The 24531-nt window shown below is 43.1% G+C and carries 18 protein-coding genes and 1 pseudogene; 14 read left to right on the top strand and 5 right to left on the bottom strand.

Translation table 11 applies throughout. The annotated features are described in order from the left end of the window. Positions 1 to 364: 364 nt before the first annotated feature. Entirely contained in the window at positions 365 to 1843 is a 1479-nt protein-coding gene (locus ACIGBM_RS08150) for an aldehyde dehydrogenase family protein (RefSeq protein ID WP_397477389.1), read from the top strand. Between the two features lie 115 nt (positions 1844 to 1958). Here the strand turns inward: ACIGBM_RS08150 and ACIGBM_RS08155 are convergent, their stop codons facing one another. Beyond that, positions 1959 to 2207: a hypothetical protein gene (locus ACIGBM_RS08155; RefSeq protein ID WP_057760515.1), complete on the bottom strand. Its 249-nt coding sequence runs from the start codon at positions 2205 to 2207 to the stop codon at positions 1959 to 1961. A 213-nt stretch (positions 2208 to 2420) separates the two neighbouring features. On the opposite strand from ACIGBM_RS08155, the gene ACIGBM_RS08160 reads away from it, so the two are divergent. The 4 genes from ACIGBM_RS08160 (at position 2421) to ACIGBM_RS08175 (ending at position 6581) form a co-directional block, all read left to right on the top strand. Then, positions 2421 to 3815: a DASH family cryptochrome gene (locus tag ACIGBM_RS08160; RefSeq protein WP_397477390.1), complete on the top strand. Its 1395-nt coding sequence runs from the start codon at positions 2421 to 2423 to the stop codon at positions 3813 to 3815. Between the two features lie 69 nt (positions 3816 to 3884). After that, positions 3885 to 4322: a DUF3429 domain-containing protein gene (locus ACIGBM_RS08165; RefSeq protein ID WP_397477391.1), complete on the top strand. Its 438-nt coding sequence runs from the start codon at positions 3885 to 3887 to the stop codon at positions 4320 to 4322. A gap of 210 nt (positions 4323 to 4532) precedes the next feature. Beyond that, the gene (locus ACIGBM_RS08170; RefSeq protein ID WP_397477392.1) at positions 4533 to 5780 is read left to right on the top strand and encodes an NnrS family protein; all 1248 of its coding nucleotides are present in this window, start codon (positions 4533 to 4535) and stop codon (positions 5778 to 5780) included. 285 nt (positions 5781 to 6065) lie between these two features. Next, the gene (locus ACIGBM_RS08175; protein ID WP_397477393.1) at positions 6066 to 6581 is read left to right on the top strand and encodes an Rrf2 family transcriptional regulator; all 516 of its coding nucleotides are present in this window, start codon (positions 6066 to 6068) and stop codon (positions 6579 to 6581) included. Positions 6582 to 6706: 125 nt separating this feature from the next. Here the strand turns inward: ACIGBM_RS08175 and ACIGBM_RS08180 are convergent, their stop codons facing one another. From ACIGBM_RS08180 to ACIGBM_RS08190, 3 genes are all read right to left on the bottom strand, one after another. Continuing rightward, positions 6707 to 7453 (bottom strand): hypothetical protein, encoded by a 747-nt coding sequence (locus tag ACIGBM_RS08180; protein ID WP_397477394.1) that lies wholly within the window; start codon positions 7451 to 7453, stop codon positions 6707 to 6709. 120 nt (positions 7454 to 7573) lie between these two features. After that, positions 7574 to 8320 carry a hypothetical protein gene (locus ACIGBM_RS08185; RefSeq protein WP_397477395.1) on the bottom strand — a complete coding sequence of 249 codons (747 nt, stop codon included), beginning with the start codon at positions 8318 to 8320 and terminating at the stop codon, positions 7574 to 7576. Between the two features lie 310 nt (positions 8321 to 8630). After that, entirely contained in the window at positions 8631 to 9563 is a 933-nt protein-coding gene (locus ACIGBM_RS08190) for a dienelactone hydrolase family protein (RefSeq protein ID WP_397477396.1), read from the bottom strand. A gap of 525 nt (positions 9564 to 10088) precedes the next feature. Between ACIGBM_RS08190 and ACIGBM_RS08195 the strand changes: the two genes are divergently transcribed. From ACIGBM_RS08195 to mmsB, 8 genes and pseudogenes are all read left to right on the top strand, one after another. Beyond that, the gene (locus tag ACIGBM_RS08195) at positions 10089 to 11279 is read left to right on the top strand and encodes an MFS transporter (protein WP_397477559.1); all 1191 of its coding nucleotides are present in this window, start codon (positions 10089 to 10091) and stop codon (positions 11277 to 11279) included. A 203-nt stretch (positions 11280 to 11482) separates the two neighbouring features. Continuing rightward, complete coding sequence (locus ACIGBM_RS08200) at positions 11483 to 13153, top strand: fatty acid--CoA ligase (protein ID WP_397477397.1); 1671 nt, start codon at positions 11483 to 11485, stop codon at positions 13151 to 13153. 303 nt (positions 13154 to 13456) lie between these two features. Further along, positions 13457 to 15478: a propionate--CoA ligase gene (locus tag ACIGBM_RS08205; RefSeq protein WP_397477398.1), complete on the top strand. Its 2022-nt coding sequence runs from the start codon at positions 13457 to 13459 to the stop codon at positions 15476 to 15478. A 517-nt stretch (positions 15479 to 15995) separates the two neighbouring features. After that, complete coding sequence (locus tag ACIGBM_RS08210; RefSeq protein WP_397477399.1) at positions 15996 to 17480, top strand: CoA-acylating methylmalonate-semialdehyde dehydrogenase; 1485 nt, start codon at positions 15996 to 15998, stop codon at positions 17478 to 17480. A gap of 219 nt (positions 17481 to 17699) precedes the next feature. Continuing rightward, complete coding sequence (locus ACIGBM_RS08215; RefSeq protein ID WP_397477400.1) at positions 17700 to 18860, top strand: acyl-CoA dehydrogenase family protein; 1161 nt, start codon at positions 17700 to 17702, stop codon at positions 18858 to 18860. A gap of 32 nt (positions 18861 to 18892) precedes the next feature. Beyond that, positions 18893 to 19675: an enoyl-CoA hydratase gene (locus tag ACIGBM_RS08220; protein WP_397477401.1), complete on the top strand. Its 783-nt coding sequence runs from the start codon at positions 18893 to 18895 to the stop codon at positions 19673 to 19675. A 71-nt stretch (positions 19676 to 19746) separates the two neighbouring features. Further along, positions 19747 to 21006, top strand: a complete 1260-nt coding sequence (locus tag ACIGBM_RS08225) for an enoyl-CoA hydratase/isomerase family protein (protein WP_397477402.1) — start codon at positions 19747 to 19749, stop codon at positions 21004 to 21006. A gap of 98 nt (positions 21007 to 21104) precedes the next feature. After that, positions 21105 to 22058: pseudogene (gene mmsB, locus ACIGBM_RS08230) on the top strand (3-hydroxyisobutyrate dehydrogenase); the annotation flags it as partial. 189 nt (positions 22059 to 22247) lie between these two features. Here the strand turns inward: mmsB and ACIGBM_RS08235 are convergent. After that, positions 22248 to 23006, bottom strand: coding sequence for an IclR family transcriptional regulator (locus ACIGBM_RS08235; RefSeq protein WP_397477403.1), 759 nt, complete (start codon positions 23004 to 23006; stop codon positions 22248 to 22250). A 593-nt stretch (positions 23007 to 23599) separates the two neighbouring features. Here ACIGBM_RS08235 and ACIGBM_RS08240 point away from each other — a divergent pair. Beyond that, positions 23600 to 24433, top strand: a complete 834-nt coding sequence (locus ACIGBM_RS08240; RefSeq protein ID WP_397477404.1) for a hypothetical protein — start codon at positions 23600 to 23602, stop codon at positions 24431 to 24433. Positions 24434 to 24531 lie beyond the last annotated feature (98 nt).

Genomic DNA, 24531 nt, shown 5'->3' on the forward strand with positions numbered 1-24531 from the left:
CAGTTAGCGTTCATTTGAGCGTCACGTTGATGGCGTATTGTAATAGGATATAGTTATATGTGTTACGTTTTATCAACAATATTTACTGACAAAGTAGTCTCGTTTTATTAGTAGCTATGGTAGCATTAGACCAGTCGTCTAGCAAGGTAGGTTTTGTTGTTATCCGTTACCGTTAGTATTTATTGCTAAAGATCATTTTTCATTAGAGCTTTTTTAATTGATGACTATTGATTGATAGCTTGGTAACGATTTCAGACTTACTACTTGCCAGATATTTTCTCATTAAGATATCGCCGACTTAATAATTTTATTTTAATAATCGCAAACCAATACTTAACATAACAAATTAAAAATAAGGATGATTATGTCAACCAATACTACGAGTGCATATAGTGACTTTCATTTGCAGTTCATCGCTGGTGAATGGCAAACCGGTAAAGACGATAGCACCAACACCAATACCAACCCATATAACGGTGATACGCTTGTAGAGATCCAGCAAGCGACCAAAGATCAGTTGAACGAAGCCTATAATGCGGCGACCCAAGCTCAAGAAGCATGGGCCAAGCAGACACCAGCAGCGCGTGCTGCAGTGTTGTATAAAGTCGTAAACATACTCGATCAACGCCAAGAAGAAATCGTTGATTGGCTAATCAAAGAGTCGGGCAGTACGCGTATCAAAGCCATGGTCGAGTTCGGTGCAACGCGCGCGATTACCCTTGAAGCAGCGACATTCCCTAATCGTGTCCATGGTGAGATTCGTCCATCGAATACTCCTGGCAAAGAAAACTTCATTTATCGCGAGCCAATCGGTGTTGTCGCTGTTATTAGCCCATGGAACTTCCCACTACATTTAACTCAGCGCTCTATCGCGCCAGCCTTAGCGCTTGGTAACGCGGTGGTACTCAAGCCTGCTAGCGATACGCCAGTGACAGGTGGTTTGCTATTGGCCAAAGTGTTTGAAGAAGCGGGTCTACCAAAAGGTCTATTGAACGTCGTGGTCGGCTCAGGTAGTGAGATAGGCGATGCAATCGTTGAACACAAAGCGCCAAGCCTTGTGTCGTTCACAGGGTCGACCTCAGTGGGCAAACATATCGGTGAGTTGGCAAATGGCGGCGAATACATCAAACAAGTGGCGCTTGAGCTAGGTGGTAACAGTCCATTTGTGGTACTAAAAGATGCTGACATTGAGCAAGCAGTAAAAGCGGCTGCCTTTGGTAAATTCTTACATCAAGGTCAAATCTGTATCGCGATTAACAGAGTCATTGTAGAAGACGAGATATATGATGATTTCGTAGAGCGTTTCTTAGCACACGTTAAAACATTGAACGTCGGTGATCCTAATAAGCAAGATACCGCTGTTGGACCAATCATCAACGAAAAACAAGTTAAATCGCTCAAAGAAAAAATCGCTAAAGCGCAGGAAGAAGGCGCAAAAATGATACTCAGTGGCGAGATCGACGGCCAAGTCGTACCGCCGCACATCTTTACCGAAGTGACTCGCGAAATGGATCTATCACGCAATGAAGTGTTTGGACCACTGGTCGGTATCATCCGTGCTAAAGACGAAGACGATGCACTATCGATTGCCAATGATTCTATGTATGGTCTGTCTAGTGCGGTGTTCACTGCTGATATGCAAAAAGGTCTACGCTTCGCTCGTGGTATCAGAGCTGGCATGACCCATATCAATGACATCTCGGTCAATGATGAAAGCAATACGCCATTCGGTGGTGAGAAAAACTCAGGTATCGGCCGTTTTAACGGTGAGTGGGTACTAGAAGAGTTCACTAGAACACATTGGATCTCAATGCAAAATGAGCCACGTGAATATCCATTCTAATTGTCCTAAAATAGAATGCTAATAGCTAATAAAAAAGACCGCTTTGATAGCGGTCTTTTTTTGTGTGATATTTGGCAACTTACTGAGAATGACGTATTTGAAGTTGGTCAATTTCTTATCTGGCATGAAAACCAAGTAACCCTTCAATCTCTTCCATCGTCATCCGTCTTACCAGTGCTTGCTCTTCTACCGACAAGCGATTGGTGTGTTCTTTTATCATTGTATGAATACTTCGTGATATCTCAGAGGTCGTTGCGTAATACATTTGAGGCTGCTCTTTTGTCAACCTCATCAAAAATCGATTGATAAGTTTACGCTTTTCATCTGATTTATTTTCTTCAGTCGTAGTATTATTTTGAGTCATGGTGTTCTCCTGGAGGTAAGCCATTTAAGCAGTCAGACATATGAGAGTCAATGCTTATAAGTGGTTTCTGGGGCTGAACGCATTGCCTTACAAGTGTTAGGCTCGCATCATAGTTGAATGCTAAGTATGTTTTACACTGTATATGATATTTCAAGACTAAAGACTAAATATTAAAAATAATAGATAAGCGCTAAACAGCAAGAAGGATAGGGTATGTCAAATCAAGTAGCAAACAACTCAGAGAATAACTCAGCGAACAGAAATGTCACATTGGTGCTATTTCATAATGACTTGAGGGTGGCGGACAATGCCACTCTATTAAAAGCATCTAAAATCTCCACTGATGGTAAACTACTATTGGTTTATGCCTCATCGTTGACAGATATATTAGACGATAAAGACCATTACGATGCCTATTATTACGACAGTATGGGTCGAGCTCGTCAGCAGTTTTTGCATGAGAGCTTGGCTGATTTAAATGCGTCACTGATACAGCGGGGTAATAGGTTGCTGTATTTACAGAAAGGCGAAGAAGCATTAGACATCTTTACTCAGTTGAGTGATCTAATAGCGCAGCAACAGGTGACAGATATCTGCATCAGCCAGACGGCAGATTATAATGAGAACAAAGTATATGACCTTCTACAGGCGAAATATCCAGAGATACAGTGGCATATTCAAACAACGACAACTTTATTTGACGAGTTACCGCTAGAGAACCTGCCCAAAAGTTTTACACAATTTCGTAAACAAATCGAAAGTGACTATGATTTGCTGCATGCAGAAAAAGATATAGCTATTTATCCAACGCCAGAAACACTTGCTCCATTGCCTGACAATATGCAGAGTAGGAACGAATACTTTTTTGAATCGCAGTTGTCTAATCAGGCAGAGCTTGATAAGCCATCGCAGCAGCCGTCCAGTTTTACAGGTGGTGAGTCAAACGGTCTGAAGCACTTAGATACTTATTTCTGTTCCGATGCGCCCAGCACTTATAAAATCACACGAAACGCGCTTGATGACTGGACACATTCCACAAAGTTCTCCGCTTGGCTGGCAAACGGCTCGCTGTCTGTAAATACAATATTAAATCGTCTACGTCGCTATGAGCGCGATATCATCGCAAATGATTCTACTTACTGGATATGGTTCGAGCTGCTGTGGCGTGAGTATTTTTATTGGTATGCTGTCACCCATCGGCAAAAGTTGTTTTGGTTTAAAGGCATCGCTCAGCACGCGCCTTCAACTCAATTGATTGAGAGTCTGTTAGCGCAATGGAAGAGTGGTACAACACAATATCCTATCGTCAACGCATGCATGAACCAATTGCGCACGACAGGTTATATGTCGAATCGCGGACGACAACTGGTTGCCAGTTGCTTTATCCATGAGCTAGGCCTTGATTGGCGTTACGGGGCAGCTTACTTTGAGCAATATCTTGTTGATTATGATGTCGGCAGTAATTGGGGCAATTGGCAATATCTGGCAGGCGTCGGCGCTGACCCAAGAGGATGCAGACAGTTTAATCTGGACAAGCAAGCCCAGCAATATGATCCAAATGGTGAGTTTATCCGTCAGTGGCAAGGCAACACTCAAAAAAACGATTAATGTATGTTGCAAACTCCCACTTAACAGGTGACAGCTATTATTAGATTAATCATAAGATAGGTTTAAACAATGAAAAAGCCCAGTCCTTATCTCACTTTTGCAGGTGCTATTCCGTTTGTCGCCTGTACATTTTTGCTGATGATAGACGTTGTTACCGTGCCTATGCTTGGTTCAGTAGTCGATATATTAAGTGTTTATGGGCTAGTGATTGCATCATTTATGGCAGGCGCGCATTGGGGCAATCATTTAGATTTAGCTGACGACAATAAGTGGGCTATTAGGCTCCCACTGTATAGCAATGTCATTGCGCTTGGTCTCTGGCTTGGGTTTTTAATCTTATCAGCCAGTAGTTTTATTTGGCTATTAGTGATTGGTTTTATAGGTCTGTTGGTTATTGATTATAGCCTTTATCGAGCGCAGATTATCAGTCACACATATTTTAAAGTTAGGCAGTATGTCACGGTGATAGTGGTCATATCGTTAGTCATTGTGGCATTACAATTGTAAGTGATATTGACTAAGTCATGTCTAAATAATAGCTAAAGAACAGCCAGCCTGATTTCTCTATTTTTATAATTGGGAGATTGATTTTAGAGATTTCCGCAAGCGTAGCACTTCGATGAGTAAAATATTTGATAGTTAGACTAAAGATTAATAAAGTTCATTTAAAATGAATGTTATAATCAAAGCCATCTATATTTCTCTAGGAAGATGGCTATGCAATCTATCAAGCTACCTAGCAAACCACCAAACTCTCCGCATCCTATCCTTAATTTAAGCTTTCGCATATTTTTTAGTGCTGCTGCGCTATTTGCCGTAGTAACGATGCTGCTATGGGCGTTTGTGTTTACTGGTCACACCGATATCGATGCACAGGTTTTGAACCCGTTATACTGGCATGGCCATGAGATGGTGTATGGTTATGCCTTGGCAGTGGTAGCAGGGTTTTTGCTAACCGCGGTCAAAACATGGACAGGGGTAATGATGCTGCATGGTTATAAGCTGCTAGGTATCTTTGTCTGTTGGTTGCTGGCACGTCTGAGCTGGTTAGGTTTTGGACTTGGCATAACGCTCATAGGTGATAGTATATCGTGGCTATATATAGCAGCCCTTTTTGATGTAGTATTTGTCGCCTCGATGGCATATGTGATATGTCGAGCAGTATGGCAAGTTAAGCAATACAAGCAAATGGGTATCTTGGCAAAACTGGCCCTGCTGACCTTTGGCAACGGACTTTGCTATTGGGGAATTATCAATGCTGATATGAACACAACCAAGATAGGTATTTATAGTGGGTTCTATTTGATTATCGGGCTGGTTCTGACAATTGGCCGCCGCGTAGTGCCATTTTTTATCGAACGTGGTCTCAGTATAGATATGGAAACGTCAGAACCCATTAAACTACATAGTAGTAAGACACAAGATATCGCAAGCTTAGTATTTTTCTGCGCCTTTTTTATTAGTGATGTGTTTTATCCAAATAAATATTTGCTGACGGTTACCGCGCTTGGCGTGGCAGTGATTAAGATCGTTCGTATGATAGGGTGGTATCATCATGGTATTTGGCAAAAGCCATTACTTTGGTCGTTTTACATCGCATTTTTAGGCATGTGTTTGAGTTTTTTACTATACGCATTACAGCCTTGGCTCGGTTATCCGCACAGCATCGCTATGCATGGACTGGCGATTGCTGGTGTTGGTATGATGACGTTAGCCATGATGACTAGAGTATCTCTGGGACATACAGGTCGCAGTATTCATCAACCGCCAAAAACGGTAAGCGTTATGTACGGTTTGATGGTCTTAGTATTTATCAGCCGCGTACTATTACCGCTAGTAGATATGAGTCATTACCTAATGTGGATTATGGTGGCGCAAAGTGCTTGGATTGCGTGTTTTGTGCTATTTTGCATCAGTTATCTGCCCATGTTGGCACGTCCTCGGCCCGATGGCTTATTTGGTTAAAGCGGGCTAACGATACTGTTTACAAATGCTATGTCCAAATGTTATTACCAAAAATGCGACTTACTTTGTCTAGGGCGTGTCATCAATTAGCACATTGATGCAATTTATGGCCTTAAAAGGGCTAAATTTTCGCTAAACTGTGTCAAAGTTCTTGTCAATATGTTCATATTCACTGCGAACTTTTCCTTATTTAGCATGAATTTATCTTATTTTAATGCTCATAATCTAATTGATGACACACCCTAGCTTAATATATAAAATTTATAAAAATAGGAGTGCAAGTACATGCGATTGACCAACTATAGTGACTACGCGCTACGCTCATTGATTTATTTAGCCGTGAGACCAGATCCATCATTATTGGCTAATATTAGCGATATCGCTGACAGCTATGGTATTTCCAAAAGTCATTTGACCAAGATTATTCATCAGCTAGGTCAGCTTGGTTATATAGAAAGTGTGCGCGGCAAAAACGGTGGTATACGCTTGGCGCGTGCGCCTAAAGATATTAATTTGGGTGTATTGATCAAACAGATAGAGCCTGATTTTAATCTGGTAGAGTGCTTTGCCGTACCAGCGTCTCATAATGACAGTGAGCAGGGCGCTCATCAGACGGATTTGCCAGTGACATTTATTGAGGAAAAAAAGAATAAATCACTAGGCTGTGTAATTAGTCCAGCCTGTCAGCTTAAAAGCGTGTTTTTTGAAGCACTCACCGCATTTGTCAATGTGCTTGAGCGTTATACATTGGCAGATATTCTGAACAATGAAGATGAGCTGGCTACTTTGCTATTTCGATAATAAGTTTCAATAATCGTATATTTTATAAAGTTATTGGCTCAAAAAATGGGTCGCTACATTAGTAAATACAGTAATAGCGACCCGTTTCTATATCTATAAAAAATATATGTCTAAGGTGTGAGAAATTAGGCGTTTTCTAGTTTTGGACGTGCTTTCTTGATAGCTTTCACCAGTGCTTTCTCAAACCCACCTTCTTTGAACTGAACAAGATAAGAATGCGCAGCACAGAAATTGCGAACGTCACGCCATTCATGAGCCAACTTAGTCGCCCAGTTGCAGTATTGCGCACCAGCGTTTGGCTCGTTCTTCAGTGCTTTTTTGGTCGTAGGGTGCAATATTAGTTCAGGCAATACAGCTTCTAATAGCTTCGTTGGTGGACTCATAAAAGTATCATCTACGTGTAAGCTTTGACTGGCAGGATGATAAGCCAATAAAGAACCTGCATGGATCATCTCATTGGGCGAGATATAATAAATGCCCTCTGACATTGAAAACTTAAGTTCAGGATAGCGTGCAGCGACTGCGTCACTTTCTACCAAATCATCTGCCCAATTGATTTCTGGTACTTTTTTATGATGACGGCTACTGCCATAAAACGTGGCTTGCGGGAAGTCTTTGGCCATCTGAGCACAGCTGACTGTATGAAAAGGATGTACATTCAGCACCGCTTCGACATCTTGACCATTGTTAGTGAGTGCCATAACCTCGTCTCGAACATCATCCGTTAGGGCGTAACTGTCCAAAAAGATAAATTTTCCTGATGATAGCTTGACTAGCGAGCATTGAGTGCCGATATTTAGCACGCCACCGAGACGGAATGTTCCGCGTATGTTCCAAAATCCTGCGCCTAAATCATGAATGTGATCAGTCATTTATAATTTTCCTAGTCTAGTTAATTAAATAAAATATGTAAATAAAACAAAGCTACTTTTTCATTGTAAACTTTGTTTTTCGAGTTGTTTTAATAATATATTTTCTAAAGGTTCACGCTTTTATGCTTTTTCAAGCTCAGGGCGAGCCAAATCAATCGCTGAGATAAGTGCTGTCTCAAATTGACCCTCTTCAAATGTCACCAATCCTGAATGTGCGCCGCAAAAATGACGACCATCACGCCACTCGTGTGCCAGCTCTACTGCCCAATCACAATAATGCTTAGCTGCGTTTGGCTCATCTTTGAGTGCCTTTTTGGTAGTAGGGTGTAAGCCTAGGTTAGGCTGCACGGCATTTATTAACTTGGAAGGGGGTATCTCAAAGGTATCATCGACATAAATGCTCTGGCTAGCAGGATGATAGACCAATAATGAGCTAGCATGAACCGTCTCGTCAGGTGAGATGTAATGAATGCCTTGAGGGATAGAAAATTTGAGTTCAGGGTAGCGCGCAGCAACGGTATCGCTTTCGACTAAGTCGTCTGCCCAATTAACTTCAGGTACTTGTTTCGGATGTCGGCTACTCCCATAAAACGCCGCTTGCGGAAAGTCTTTGGCCATTTGAGCACAGTGTACTGTATGAAACGGATGAACATTGAGGACAGCTTCGACATTTTGACCGTCATTGGTCAATGCCATGACTTGCTGACGCACATCACTAGTTAATGTATAGCTATCCAAAAAGATAAATCGCTCTGATGATAGTCTTATGAGCGCACATTGAATACCAATATCAAGTATGCCATTTTTAATAAATGAGCCTCGAATACTCCAGAAACCTGCACCCAAATCATACATTTCATCAGTCATCAACATTGCTCCTTAATCGTTCATTTATTCAATCGTTTTACTTGTTTGTAGCACCCTATAGTCGGTTCAATATAATTTGGATACAAGGAAGGCGAGTGAAAGTACTACAATTTGTAGACTAAGCGAGCCTGACACCGTATCCAATTTATAGAGGATTGACTATATGATTATTAATTTTTATGGCAGTAATGTCTGTAAGAAAAAAGATAGAAGCAATGTAAATGTGTAAAAATAAAAAAGAGTTGTTATTCAAATGTCATCATCAGCAGTGAAAGCTATTCTTCCTTTTGTAAGTATATTAAAAAATAGCTTATAAACAGTCTTCGTAATCATAGGCTGAGATACGAGGATCATCTTTGTAGCTGTCATTGCCACATAAGAATTTATCGAAACGGGTATCGCCGTTAATATAACGTTGCATCCATGCGATAGCAGGCTTACTTAATAGTTTCTCGTTAAAACGATGACTGGCACAGAAATGACTGCCGTTGTTAATCTCGACCTTCATTTTTGGACCGTCAGCTTTTTGATAAAAAGTATTGGTATATTTTTTATTAGGGGCGATACGGTCATTTTCACAAGCGATGAATAGAGCAGGCGTATCCAACGCACCATAGCTTGTATCGTGATAGGGTGTTTGTGCAATGATGGCTTGCACTGTACTGCGCTCAGTTGCCAATCGTAGCGCACCGCCGCCGCCCATTGACCAGCCAATCGCGCCCAAACGATTTGGATCTATCATATGACCCACTGTTTTATCAGCGATGAGATGATCGAGAGCCGCGCTCAATTGTTCAGCACGGCTATCTGGATTATTATAAATGGAGCTAGTATTAATAGTAATAACGACAAATCCCCAAGAGGCCAAACGCGGTCCCCACCATTTGATAGAAGACTCATAAGACACGTAACCTGGCACTACCGCGATACCACCTAGCAGACCACAGCTAGTAGCATCCGTTGGATAGTGTATGGTACCGCCACCGAAGCCATTGGCAGATTGGCGACTCACATGCTTGGTACTGATAGAAAACGGACCGTTATCACGCGTTTTTGTGAGCTCAGTAGCAGTGATAGCCTCATCCTTTATACAGTCTACTGCCGCTAGTGAGTTTGTAGCGTCGAGTGATGATCCAACTGGGTTAAGACCTTTAATGCTAGTCTCGGACACAGTTATTTCTGCTACAGCCATCGTAGAGAAAACCAATGTACTCATTGCGATCATAAGTTTTGGAAGCATCATATTTTTTGTCATAGTAAATTGTATTTTAAAAGGTTGTGTGGTCGTGCACGTCTCTAGGTTAGAAAAGATAGACGTAGGTAGTGATTGTTAACTGTCATTGTTATCAATCGTTAAAGCAGTTAAATGCGTCAATAGCATCTAACCATACTATCCTGTATATGCGATAAACGTAACGTTGATCTTGACCTCGTGAGTCGAAAACTGTCTTCACCGTCTCAAGTCGAAACAAGACTTCTAGTCAAGTTTTTCTACGATAATCTCGAACCCAAATAAAGAATTTATCAAGCGTTAATAACACTTTTAAACCTGAGTATATTAGTGAATGTGCTACCATAATTTGCTTGTCATTATGATGAGCAGTTATCGTTTAATAACGGTGATTTTGCTTATACATTGAGCATAAATCACCGTTATTCCTCTCTACCATCCACGCCAGTGACGGTTGTTATTTACAGTCATGGTATAACCAATATAGTCAGATCCCCTGTGAATAATTCTAAAGATCAGATCCAAGATATAACAGCTGTGCCACCAGCTCCCTCCAATCATTCAACGTCGTGGATATTGAAGCTCACAATTGGTTTGATAGGTATGTTTGCTTTTTTGCAAGTGTACTCTATCCAAGCGGTGCTACCGGTCATGATGGTGGACTTTGCCGCGACCGAAGTGCAGGCTGGTATGATCGTTGGGGCTACTGTGTTGGCAATTGCCATCATGTCACCATTTTTGGGTATGCTCTCAGATGCAGTCGGGCGCAAGTCGTTTATCGTTGGCGCTTTATTGTTTTTGTCGATACCAACAGCGCTCATCGCCCAGAGCTCAAGCATTGAATGGGTCGGCATTTGGCGTTTTATGCAAGGATTGTCTGTACCGGGTATTACGGTGGTGACAATTGCCTATATCGGTGAGGAGTTTGAGGGACGGGCGATGACTGAGCTGATGTCCTTTTATGTGTCAGGATGCGTGCTTGGCGGCTTTATGGGTCGGTTCTTGTTAGGGCATTTACATGAGCTGATTGGCTGGCGTCATGGCTACTATGTGATGACGGCGATGACGCTATTGGGGGCAATATGGGTTGGCAAGATGCTACCATCGTCTCGTCACTTTGTGGCCAATCCTAATTTTCGCTCAGCGATACAGACGCTGGGTGAGCATGTCACCAATCGCTATGTGGTAACAGCATGTCTGCTTGGCGCTTGCGTGCTGTTTTCCCTTGTAGGCTGCTTCACTTTTATTAATTTACATTTGGCCGATAAGCCTTATGCGCTTGGTACTGGTGCGCTCGCCAATATTTTTGCAGTATATTTGCTTGGTGTTATTATCACGCCATTATCTACGACATTGCTACGCCGGTTTGGCTCAGCGCGTACAGTACGGGTGGCTATCGTCGTATCTATAGTCGGAGTATTATTGACTCTGGTCACGCCATTATGGGGGGTGATCATAGGACTGGCTATTATGTCTTCAGGTGTGTTTATTACGCAGTCAGCGACTATCAGCTATATCGCGGTCAATGTGAAAAAGGGTCGTTCATTAGCTTCGGGTCTATATTATATGGGCTACTATACAGGCGGTACGCTAGGGGCATGGCTGGGTGGCATAGCTTATGCGCGAGGGCAGTGGTCTCTTACCGTATGGTTGTTATTGTTTGTGCAGGTACTGGCGTTATTAATAGCCAGTTTTGGAATGATTAAAACTACAGTACGGGCAAAGTGACTGGCTGTCTGATGTAGCATATGTTTAGTTAGCCATCTTATGATACTTAATGTAAGACCGCTTTACACAGCGCCGCTTTTTTCTTACTATCAATAACGATGTTATTATAAAAATTAAAATGGTTAGCGCAGTAGATTTTATGCTGCTATTAACTTGATTATTATTTATCCCTTATAAGTACGACAAACAAGGAAGTCAGATCTATGTCAAACATTTACCACAGTGCACCATCTGCCTACGATTATCCATTACTGGTCAAGCAATTATTAAGCCGTGCAAAAACGGTATCGCAAGATCAAGAGATCGTGTATGCGGACAAAAAGCGCCTGACTTACAAAGAGCTGTTTGAGCGTATCAATCGCTTGGCCAATGTATTGGCAGACCTAAAGCTTGATGCGGGTGATGTGGTTGCCGTGATGGATTGGGACAGTCATCGCTATCTTGAGTCTTATTTTGCCGTGCCAATGTCAGAGTACGTTTTACAGACCGTCAATATCCGTCTATCACCTGAAAAAATCCTCTATACCATCAACCATGCTAAGCCTAAAGTGCTGATGCTCAATTCTGAGTTTGCGCCATTGGTTAAAGACTATCAGTTTGAAAATTCAAGTATTGAGCATATTATCTGGCTAGATGACAATGGTGTCACTGCTGAAGGTATCTTTGGTAGTAATCAAAGCCGTGTCACAGGCGAATATGAAGCGTTATTAAAAGCTGCTAATAGCGAATTTGATTTCCCAGATTTTGATGAAAATACCATTGCGACGACCTTTTATACGTCAGGCACGACAGGTGATCCAAAAGGGGTTTTCTTTAGCCATCGTCAGCTAGTGCTACATACACTAGCAGAAGCGGCAACTTTGGGGATGCTGCCTGATAAGCAAGGCGTGAGCTATGGTGACGTCTATATGCCGATGACGCCAATGTTCCATGTGCATGCATGGGGTTTTCCGTTTACAGCAACCATGGTGGGTCTAAAGCAAGTCTATCCAGGTCGCTATGCGCCTGATACGTTGATGGACTTAATTATCAATGAAAAGGTCAGTATCACCCATTGTGTACCAACGATTTTGCAAATGGTACTCAAAGAAGCACAAGATCGCGACGCTAGCTTTAATGGTCTAAAAATGATTATTGGTGGTTCAAGACTGACCGAAGGTCTAGCCAAAACGGCCATGGCACAAGGCATTGAGGTCTATACAGGCTATGGTATGTCTGAGACAGCGCCGCTTATTAGTTTAACGGGATTTAGTCTCGATGAGCCTGAAATGACAGAGGAAGAAGACATTGCCCGTCGTTGTATGACAGGTAAACCAGTATTAATGGTTGATGCTCAGGTATGGGGTGAAGGCAATAAGTCAGTAGGAACTGGACCAGACAATACAGGCGAGCTGGTATTGCGTGCACCTTGGTTGACCCAAAGTTACCTTAAAAACGACGACGCTGGCAAAGAGTTATGGGAAAATGGCTATATGCATACCCAAGATATCGCTTACATACGTCCTGATGGCTATATCAAAATCACCGATCGCTTAAAAGATGTGATCAAATCAGGTGGTGAATGGATTTCATCACTAGAGATTGAGACTATTTTATCACTACATCCGTCAGTAGCCGATGTGTCAGTGATTGGGGTGCGTGATAAGCAATGGGGCGAGCGTCCGTTGGCTTTGATGGTGCTAAAGCCTGATGCTAAGGATACTAGTGCTGATGATATCAAAGCGATTGCAGAAAAAGCGGTAGAGCGCGGTATCATTCCTAAGTATGGTGTGCCAAGCCAGTTTAAATTCGTTGATGAGCTACCAAAAACTTCCGTTGGTAAACATGACAAAAAAGTCATGCGTGAGATGTATGCCAATCAAACTGAGATTTGATTAGTATCAGTTAGATTTTTAAATATTTGTATTCGTCAAAATGTAGCGCGTATTACACGCTTAATAGTTGACCTTTCCGATAGGCTCTGCTACATTTTAAACCGATACGATATGTATCGGTTTTTTAATTCTGGCAAGGATGACCAGTATTTATTAAGACATGGTTTTTTATAGTTGAAGCATTTTAGAGTTGGTATTAGCTAGTTGCTACGTTGCACGAGGTGAATACCGTTATAACTTATTGAGTGCCTTAACTATAAAATACTATTGCCTCATTTCTCGTTTATGCTAAGGACAGCTACTATGAGCGACCATTCCCAATCCCTAGTTTCCACCCAAGCGACAGACACGCCAAACTTCGCTGATATTTATCATGAGTCTATTACGGATCGAGAGCAGTTTTGGGCTGAGCAGGCGAAGCGTATCTATTGGCATAAAGAGCCTGAGCAAATTTTAGATGACAGTAATCTGCCTTTTGCCAAATGGTTTGTCGGCGGCGAGACCAATCTTTGTTATAACTGTGTCGATCGTCATCTGGCAGACCGTGCAGAGCAAGATGCCTTTGTGTGGGTGTCATCAGAGATTAATCAAGAATTGATAGAAACCTTTCCAGCGGTCGTTGATTCGTTTAAGGATCTCGGCAATAACGTCGAGTTTTATACAGACTATACCAAGCGCCGCCTGACTTATAATGACTTGTATAAAGAAGTTAATTACTTTGCCGATGTGCTACAGCGTCACGGTATTGGCAAGGGTGACCGTGTCATCATCTATATGCCAATGATATTGGAAGCGGCTTATGCCATGCTGGCGTGTGCGCGTATTGGTGCCGTACATTCAGTCGTATTTGGTGGGTTTGCCGCCCATAACTTGGCTATCCGTATGGATGATGCCGAAGCCAAAATGGTCATTACGGTAGATGCAGGGTTACGCGGCGGTAAGGTCGTCAATTATAAAAACCTAGTCAATCAAGGCGTCGAGCAAGCGACTGTCAAACCAGAGCATGTGCTGGTGGTCAATCGTGGTATATTGCCATTTGAAACAAAAGACATCGATGTCGATTATGCAACTGAGCGTCGTCATAGCTGTGAGGCAAATGCAGTCGTAGAGCCAGTTTGGCTCGAGTCAAACACCCCGTCCTATTTGCTTTATACTTCTGGTACTACTGGTACACCAAAAGGGGTGCAGCGTGATACGGGTGGTCATGCAGTCGCGCTGACGACGTCGATAGACTATGTCTATGATGGCAAGGCTGGCGAGACGTTTTGGGCGATATCTGATATTGGTTGGGCCGTCGGGCATTCTTATACGATCTATGCGCCGTTACTGGCAGGTATGACCAGTATTATGTATGAGGGCTTGCCGCATATGCCAAACCCTGGTATTTGGTGGCGTATCGTCGAAGCTAACAAAGTTAATATTTTGTTCACTGCACCCACAGGCGTGCGTATGCTCAAAAAACAAGACGAAAGCTGGATGACGCGCTACGATGTGTCTAGTGTGAAGTCGTTCTTTTTGGCAGGTGAACCGCTTGATGAATCAACGGCTAGTTGGTTGACTCAGCATCTAGGCGTGCCAATTTTAGATCACTATTGGCAAACAGAGTCTGGTTGGCCAATCTTGAGCCATACGCCAAAGTTCAATCATAAGCCGCACAAGCAGGGGTCACCTGGTTACCCGATGTATGGCTATGAGGCGCATGTTATCAATGAGGAAACAGGCGATCCTTGTCAGGCTGGCGAAAAAGGATTGCTTGCAATTAAAGCGCCACTACCGCCTGGCTGCCTTACCACGGTATGGCGTAATGACGAGCGCTTTATCAGCAGCTACTTTGGTCTGTTTGATGGTCAGCAGTACTCAACCTCGGACTATGCAGTGACAGATGAAGAAGGATATTTCTACATCTTAGGGCGTACCGATGATGTGATTAACGTCGCAGGACATCGCATAGGCACGCAAGAGATTGAGGAGGCCATCAGTACGCATCCAGAGATGGCAGAGTGTGCTGTAGTAGGTATTCAAGACGAGTTAAAAGGTGAGCTACCTATTGCATTCTGTGTCCTAAAAGATCAAACGCAAATTGAAACCACCGAAAACCGTTTCCGTATCGAGCAGCAAGTGATAGGCGCTGTCGTAAAATCTTTGGGCGGCATCGCGCGACCAGCCGCTATCTACTTCCCTCAGGCACTGCCAAAAACCCGCTCTGGTAAAATCTTACGTCGCTCAATTCGTGCTCTGGCGGAAAACCAACCGACAGGAGATATGTCAACGCTTGATAATCCAACCGCTATTGATGCGATCAAGCAAGCGATGAAGGATTATTGATTAACGCAATGTATCGATCTGTAAGTCAGCAATGATCGTTATTTCACATAACAAATAGATTTATTTTATAAAAGCTCATGAGTAATCATGGGCTTTTTTGTGTTTGTTATTTAGGGCGTGTCCTCAATTCAATCGATAGTCATCTAAATGGGTTAAAAATGGCTAAATCTTGCCAAACGGCGTCAAATAGCTGACTAATATCTCGATATTATCTGCGCTATTTTCCTTGTTTGACTGCCATTTATCTCATTTTTATCACTATTTTTAAAATGAGGACACGCCCTAGGTAATTCTTTATAAGAACACGCGTCAGTAAAATAAACTTAGATAAAATTTCGATAAAGCGCTTGACCGTAAAATTGATTTATTGTTATAGTCAATAACGATACAAAATAAATCATTTTAAAATTCAATTTTTTATGAATGTTTTATAGATAAATACCCATCGCTTTTATTTTTCTAATAAATATCTAGGTGCCGTCACACGGTAGTCTCGCAAAAAAGATAAGGATATCTTATGCACCACGTTCAACAGCTTATCAATGGTCAGTTCGTACAATCAAACACCGACGAATGGATTGATATCACTGATCCAGCGACGCAAGAAGTCATTGCCAAAGTTCCGCAAACCACCAATGATGAGATTAACCAAGCTGTCGCAGCCGCACAGACAGCGTTTGAGACATGGCGCAAAACGCCAATTACCACGCGTGCGCGTATTTTTTTAAAGTATCAATCTCTGATTCGTGATCATATGGATGAGCTGGCAGAAACCTTGACCGCAGAGCAAGGCAAGACGATTGCTGATGCGCGCGGTGATGTGTTCCGTGGTCTAGAAGTGGTCGAACATGCCGCTAGTATTGCCAATCTGCAAATCGGTGACTTCGTAGAAAACGTGGCGTCAGGCGTCGATACTTATAGCATTTGGCAGCCACTTGGCGTTTGCGCCGGTATCACACCGTTTAACTTCCCAGCGATGATTCCGCTATGGATGTTCCCAATGGCGATTGCTACAGGTAATACGTTTATCCTAAAACCGTCTGAACAGGATCCGATGGTGACGATGCGTTTGGTAGAGCTAGCGATTGAAGCGGGTGTACCAGAAGGCGTGCTAAACGTAGTACATGGCGGCAAAGCAACCGTCGATGCTATCTGCGACCATCCAGATATCAAAGCGGTTTCTTTCGTCGGTTCTACTCATGTAGGCAAACATGTCTATGAGCGTGCAAGCCAGTCAGGTAAACGTGCACAGTGCATGATGGGTGCCAAAAATCATGGCGTTATCCTGCCTGATGCTAATAAAGAGCAAACGCTCAATCAGCTAGCAGGCGCAGCATTTGGTGCAGCGGGTCAACGTTGTATGGCGCTGTCGGTCGTCGTACTAGTAGGCGCAGCTGGTGAGTGGATTGATGACATTAAAGCCAAAGCAGAAAAGTTGGTCGTATCAGCAGGTAAAAATGACAAGGATTTGGGGCCATTGATTTCGCCTGCTGCAAAGGCCCGTGTCGAGCATTTGATTGGTACTGGGGTAGAAGAAGGTGCGAGTTTAATTTTAGATGGTCGCGGAATTACCGTTGAAGGGTTTGAAAAAGGTAACTTCGTTGGCCCGACTATCTTTGATAATGTCACAAGCGACATGCAGATTTACCAGCAAGAAATTTTTGGGCCAGTATTGTGTATCATGCGTGCTAACAGCTTAGATGAAGCGATTGCACTACTGAATGCCAATCCACATGGCAATGGCACGGCGATATTTACTCAGTCAGGCGCAGCTGCACATAAATTCCAGCAAGACATTCAAGTTGGTCAAATCGGTATTAACTTGCCAATTCCTGTGCCATTACCAATGTTCTCATTCTCAGGTTCACGCGCCAGTAAGCTTGGTGACTTGGGGCCTTACGGTAAGCAAGCCGTACAGTTCTATACTCAGACGAAGACAGTGACGGCACGTTGGTTTGATGATGAAGCGAGCCGCGGTGTCAATACAACGATTTCAATTTAATCGTCAGCTCATTGTTTTATCAGTATGACATTTTGTGTTTTCGGTATGACGATAATGCGACTTGCGGTAATATTGAACGCAATTTTATTATCGTTATACCGCTATCATGTCGCGCTAATGTCTTATAAAATCTCTGACCAACCTTTTTATTAGTATTTTTATTAATGTTTATCTGAGATTTAAGCCCTCTATTTGATCTATAAGAACAAGGATGACCCTATGGATTTTTCATTGACCGATGACCAAGTCGCCTTTCGCCAAACGGCTCGTCAGTTTGCGAAAAAAGAGCTCAAACCAAATGCTGCTGAATGGGATCGCAACTCGCATTTCCCAGTCGATATAATTAAAAAATCTGGTGAGCTTGGCTTTTTGGGACTGTATGCTAATCCAGAGTATGACGGCTTGGGCTTACCAAGACTTGACTCAGCAATGGTATTCGAAGAGCTTGCATGGGGCGATACGGCTGTAGCAGCGTATATGAGTATTCATAACATGGCTGCATGGATGATTGGCGAATATGGCAGCGATACTTTGTGCAAAAAATATCTACCCAATATGGTCAGTGGTGAGTGGCTTGGCAGCTATTGCCTAACAGAACCAAATGCAGGGTCTGATGCAGCCTCCTTACGTACCAAAGCGGAAAAGCAAGACGATCATTATGTACTGAATGGTGAAAAAACCTTTATTTCTGGCGCAGGCTCAACCGATGTATTGGTAGTGATGGCGCGTACGGGCGCGGCAGGGCCAAAAGGCGTGTCAGCGTTCGTCGTAGATGCCAATAGTACAGGTATCGAATATGGCAAAAACGAGCATAAAATGGGCTGGAAAGCACAGCCGACACGGACAATTAGCTTTAAAGATGTCAAAGTACCAGTAGAGAACTTGATAGGTGAGGAAGGCCAAGGCTTTCGTATCGCGATGAAAGGACTAGATGGTGGTCGTATTAATATCGGTATTTGTGCGGTAGGTACGGCACAAGCGGCGTTAGAGACCGCAACCAGTTACGTGCAAGAGCGCAGTCAATTTGGTAGCCCGATTGCTAGCTTACAATCGGTACAGTTTAAACTTGCTGATATGTTGACTCAGACCATTGCCGCGCGGCAAATGTTGTATCTAGCAGCTGATAAAGTCGATAACAACGATGGGCAAGCGTCTACCTACTGCGCGATGGCAAAACGTTTATCTACGGATCTTTGTTTCGATGTTGCCAATGAAGCTCTGCAGTTGCACGGCGGCTATGGTTATCTAAATGAGTATCCGCTTGAGCGCCATGTGCGAGACTTGCGTGTCCATCAAATCTTGGAAGGCACCAATGAGATCATGCGAGTGATTATTTCACGTCAGGTCTTGCAAGATGAAGGGGTAAGTCAACTGCGCTAATTTATCTGGATCTACTGAAACAAGGATGTTTTATGACAGAGTATACAAATCTACAGCTCTCAATTGATGGCCATACCGCAACATTGACGTTGAATAACCCACCGGCACATACGTGGACGATGGACAGTCTACATGCACTTAAGCAGCTCATTACCGACCTCAATGCCAACGATGATGTTTACGCATTAATCGTGCATGGAGATGGCGAAAAGTTCTTTTCAGCTGGTGCAGATTTAAATAATTTCTCAGACGGCGATAAAGGCCGTGCCATCAGCATGGCGATTGCATTTGGTGAGGCGTTTGAAGCATTGTCTGCCTATCGCGGTGTCAGTATTGCAGTTATCAATGGCTATGCGATGGGCGGCGGACTTGAGTGTGCGCTCGCATGTGATATCCGTATTGCAGAAGCGCACGCACGGATGGCATTGCCAGAGACAGGCGTAGGATTGTTGCCATGTGCTGGCGGCACACAAAATTTGCCTATGCTAGTAGGGGAAGGTTGGGCCAAACGCATGATACTGTGCGGTGAGCGGGTTGATGCAGATACGGCATTGCGTATTGGTTTGGTTGAAGAGGTCGCGCCCAAAGGTGATGGTTTGCAAATCGCTCAAAACTTAGCAAAAAAAGTCGCAAAGCAATCACCCGTTGCTGTCAGTTATTCCAAGCAACTCATTCAAGCGGCTAGAGACACTCCGCCTGCGCAAAATCTTATCCATGAGCGTGAAGCGTTCGTGAAGTTGTTTGATACCAAAGATCAGCGTGAAGGGGTACAGGCCTTTTTAGAAAAGCGTCAACCCAATTGGCAAAACAAATAAGCATTGCTTAAAATGCTTGGGTCATAACACTCATGACATTATTTAACTTTTTAACTTTGTAGGTCACTTTTATGACAGCAGCTACCGACGATACCCAAAACTCTTCGAACAATACCGAGCAAGAGGCCTCTGTATTGTTCAATACTGAGCCGACAGATTGCGGGCATTTGATTGGTGTAATGACACTTAATACACCCAAATCACTTAATGCACTCAGCGTTGATATGTGTCAATTGCTCTCAGCGCAGTTAGAGCAGTGGCAAGCGGACGAGCAAGTGGTAGCGCTTGTATTAAAAGGTGCAGGGGATAAAGCGTTCTGTGCGGGCGGCGATATTCGTAAGCTCTATGACAGCATGTCTACCAGTGCACCAATGCCAAACCCGTATGCCACTGAGTTTTTTAGTCACGAGTATCGTCTCTATCGTCAAATGCATTTTTATCCGAAACCATTAATACTTTGGGGCGATGGCATCATCATGGGCGGAGGGATGGGGCTGATGGCAGGATGTAGTCATCGTCTGGTCACTGAGCGCACACGTTTTGCCATGCCTGAGGTCACGATTGGATTGTTCCCTGATGCTTCTGGCAGTTGGTTTTTGCAGCGGATGCCCGCCAAAACAGGTTTGTTCTTAGGTTTAACTGGAGCGATGTGCAATGGCAACGATGCGCTATTGGCCAATCTGGCAGAGCATGCTGTTGCCAGTCATGACTATGATGCCGTCATGCAGCGCCTCAAACAGAGCGACTGGCAGGCAGTCGATAACACGAGCGGTGCAGATAAGAGTCATAATAATAGCGCACATAGTATTGTCAGTCGTGCGCTTGCTGAGCTGCCAGTAGCCGAACTGCCTGATAGTAAGCTTGCAACATATTGGCAACCTATCCAGCAACTGATGAATAGCGGTGGTCTGGCTGATATCGATGCACTGTTACAAAGCGATACTGCGCTCGCACAGCTAAACCAAGACTTTGCAGCAGACAGCTGGACGCAGCGTGCAGTCGCCACTTATCGTCATGGTTGCCCGGTAACGGCAGCATTAACCTATGCGCTGTATCACAAAGTCGCTGACCTATCGATCGAACAAGTCCTGTATTTAGAAACCAATGTAGCAGTACATTGTGCGGCCAACCCTGATTTCAAAGAAGGTGTGCGGGCGCTATTGATTGATAAAGATAGAAATCCCAAATGGTCGCGTTCATTAGCAGACTGTCTGAGTGTAGAAGGGCAGGCGTATATCGATCAGCACTTTGTCAATCCTTATGCGACAAGTGAGCACCCTTTGGGCGATTGGCTGGGTGATAACGCACTAGGCAGTCAAAGTGTCCGCTAACTGCCTAAAAGAAATTTATAACGTAGGACATAAGTAAAATTCACTAATAAATACTGTTAAATAGTATGTAGCAATAGCTACATCATAAATCATCAAGGAGTGATGAGATGGGTACAAAGGATACAAGTACGATGGATAATAATAACTCTAAACCAAATATCGCCTTCATTGGGCTTGGTAATATGGGTGCGCCAATGGCAGAGAACTTATTAAAGGCAGGTTACGAGCTATCTGTTTTTGATTTGTCTGAGACAGCTACTAAGCGCTTGAAGCAAGCAGGGGCTAGTGTCGCAGAAAGTCCTAAAGACGCTGCAAGTAATGCTCAAGTCGTGATTAGTATGTTACCTGCAGGCCAGCATGTACATTCTGTATATTTAGGCGATAGCGGATCTAATGGGTTACTTGCAGAACTGCCAAAAGGTACGCTTGTAATTGACAGTAGTACGATTGCGGCGGCTGATGCAAGAACAGTAGCAGAGGCGGCAAGTAAGCTTGGGATAGACTTCTTGGATGCACCAGTCTCTGGCGGTACAGGTGGGGCAGTTGCTGGTAGTTTGACCTTTATCGTCGGCGGCGATGCTGCCGCTTTTGCTAAGGCTGAGCCAATACTTGCCGTGATGGGAAAAAACATCTTTCATGCGGGTGAGCACGGCGCAGGACAAGTGGCTAAAATCTGTAATAATATGCTGTTAGGTATCTTAATGGCAGGCACGGCAGAGGCAATTAATCTAGGCGTCAAGAACGGCTTAGACCCCAAAGTGCTATCAGACATCATGCTACAGAGCTCAGGGCGTAACTGGACACTAGAGGTTTATAACCCTTATCCAAAAGTCATGGAAAATGTGCCCTCTAGCAATGGCTATCAAGGCGGCTTTATGAGCAAATTGATGCAAAAAGATTTGAATCTTGCGATGCAGACTGCTCAAGACACTGAAGTAGAAACACCAATGGGTGCCAAAGCAACAGAATTATATGCCTCACATACTGTAGAGAATGGTGATAAAGACTTTTCTAGTATTATCGGACGTCATGATGTCTCATTATTGTCTTAAACATGGCTCTCTTAACTGTGTCTCTTTTGAATGTAACCTTCTTAGACATGCTAATTCTTAGACATACTAGTATTACGAATTTTTAGTATCACTAGTAGGTGGCATTAATTAAGAGAATGTATTTGCTGAAAAGAAAAAGGTCTACGCTAAAATCATAGCGTAGACCTTTTTTATGGCTAATAGACTGTGTTAGCTTTGCAGATCGTAGACGAGAGTCTGAACGTCTTGTGCTGCTTCTTGCAGTCTTGGTATGTGCGTCAGCAAATCATCTAATGAGACGCGTATGGTGGGCGCATGCAGATAGAGAGAAGCCAGATAGCGTTGCTTTTTATCCAAGATAGGTACAGCGACTGCGACCATCTCAGAGATAAACTCCTCATTGTCGATGCCGATACCAGTATCAGCAATGCGATCAAGCTCGGCATTTAATGCATCGATATCAGTAATCGTATTCTTAGTAAACTTATCTAATGGTAACCCTTGTAGTATTTTCATACGGCTAGTTGTAGATAGTTGGCTTAGATAGAGTTTGCCAGTCGCTGTACACCACATAGGTGACTTTGCCCCGACAGGAAGATAAATCTGTAGTGGCAAGGTCGTCTGAGCACGGTTGGTATAGATCATATTCATATGATAGGGAATGCCAATACCGCAAGTTTCTTTTAGCTCATCAACCAGTTTTTGCAAAATCATCTGTCGCTCGTTAAAGAACAGTCGTTGTTGCCATAGCTCAACGCTCAAATTGCGTACGCGCTTACCAGGGATAATGCCGCCACCAATATCAACAGTCAAAAAACCATCATCAACCAAGTTTTGAATCAATCTATGAATGGTTGGTTTAGGTATATCTAGCTCTTGTGAAAGCTCGAGTGGAGAAAGCGGTTTTGAAGCATAGGACACTGCTTCGATGATTTCTAGTACACGGGTAATCGACGATACTTTAGGCATATATATGGCTCGTTAGGAGTAAAGAAATAGAGCAGGCAGCATCACAAGGTTTTCATAAATAAGACAAATAGTGACAATACTGACGTTCTATAACAAATCTATTATAACAACTAATTTAGCATAATATTCGCTTGAGGCAAGCGTTAGTCGCGTTATATGAGATCATTTATATCGTTTTATTTGTTAGCGTAGATTCTCTTATATAAGTAACAATAGATACGTCAACTAACAAGCCACACTATTCCGTAAGGTTAAGCCATATAACTGTCATTGATTTAAAGTGCGTTCTAGATAATTATGTGGACATGTTTTGCAATACCCTTACATAAACATTAAGCAAGCAAAGTCTCATGTTTATGCTGTTTAGTTACTTTAAGGACGTTATGTAACATAAAGGCGAATTTTTGCAGATTGGTGTAGCAATTATTACAGTACCTATGCAATCTTTACATAATGGCAAATAAAAACAGCATCAGTAGGGGTGACTTTTTAAGTCAGAATTGTTTTAATCACCTCAACAAAATGATGGTTTAACAAAAGCACAATCATCGTTTTTTATGGGCGGGTTTATTTCACACTTTAGGAGAATAATTATGAAATTTATTAAATTGACGGCAATCTCTGCTGCTGTTCTAGCATCAACTGCTGCATTAGCTGCTGAGCCAGTTATCGTTGTTGATGACAACGCTGCAGTTGCATATGAAGCTGAGCCAGTTGCTGTAGCCTATGAAGCAGAACCTGCTGCTTATGCATACAATGCTGACGCTGGTGTAGTACGCAACACTACTGGTGCGGTACTTGGTGGTACTAAAACTTTGTTCCAAACAGCTATCAACCCAGCATCTGTTAGTGCTGAAGTTGGTACTCTAGGTTATGGTGCGAACATTGGTTGGTCAGTGAATGAGAAAACTGAACTGCAAGCTGGTTGGGCAGGTGGCGATGCTGCTGACCTTTTCGGCGGTGACTTTGATGCAGACGACGTAAACTATGATGTTGATACTGATTTTAGCAACCCATACCTAGGCGTACAATTACGTCCTACTGGTAACTGGTTCACAATGGGTGCTGGTATCATCGTTCCTGATAATGATATCGATGTACGTGCGAACTCTGAGGATAATAACTACAGAATTAATGACGTTGATTACAGTGCAGACGATGTAGGTACTCTACAAGGTACTATTGAGCATCGTAACAAGCTAGCTCCTTATGCTACTGTTGGCTTCCGTCCAAACATCACAAATAACTTCGGTGTATTTGGTGAAGTTGGTGCAGCTTATATGGGTAAAACAGATGCTAACGTAACTGCTTCAGGTAATACTCCTGAAGCAACTGCTGCTGCACAAGCTGCTGAGCAAGAGCTAGAAGATAAAGATTGGTTAGAGTGGTTCCCAATTGTTAAAGTTGGTGCAACTTACCGTTTCTAATCTAATCACAGTTTAAAGACTGTCATTAGTAGAAAATAAAAAAACGATCCTTTTTGGGGTCGTTTTTTTGTGCTTAAAATAAAGTAGTGAAAGATATT

This window comes from Psychrobacter sp. NPDC077938, from assembly GCF_044542635.1.
In the GTDB taxonomy this organism is placed as follows: Bacteria; Pseudomonadota; Gammaproteobacteria; order Pseudomonadales; family Moraxellaceae; genus Psychrobacter.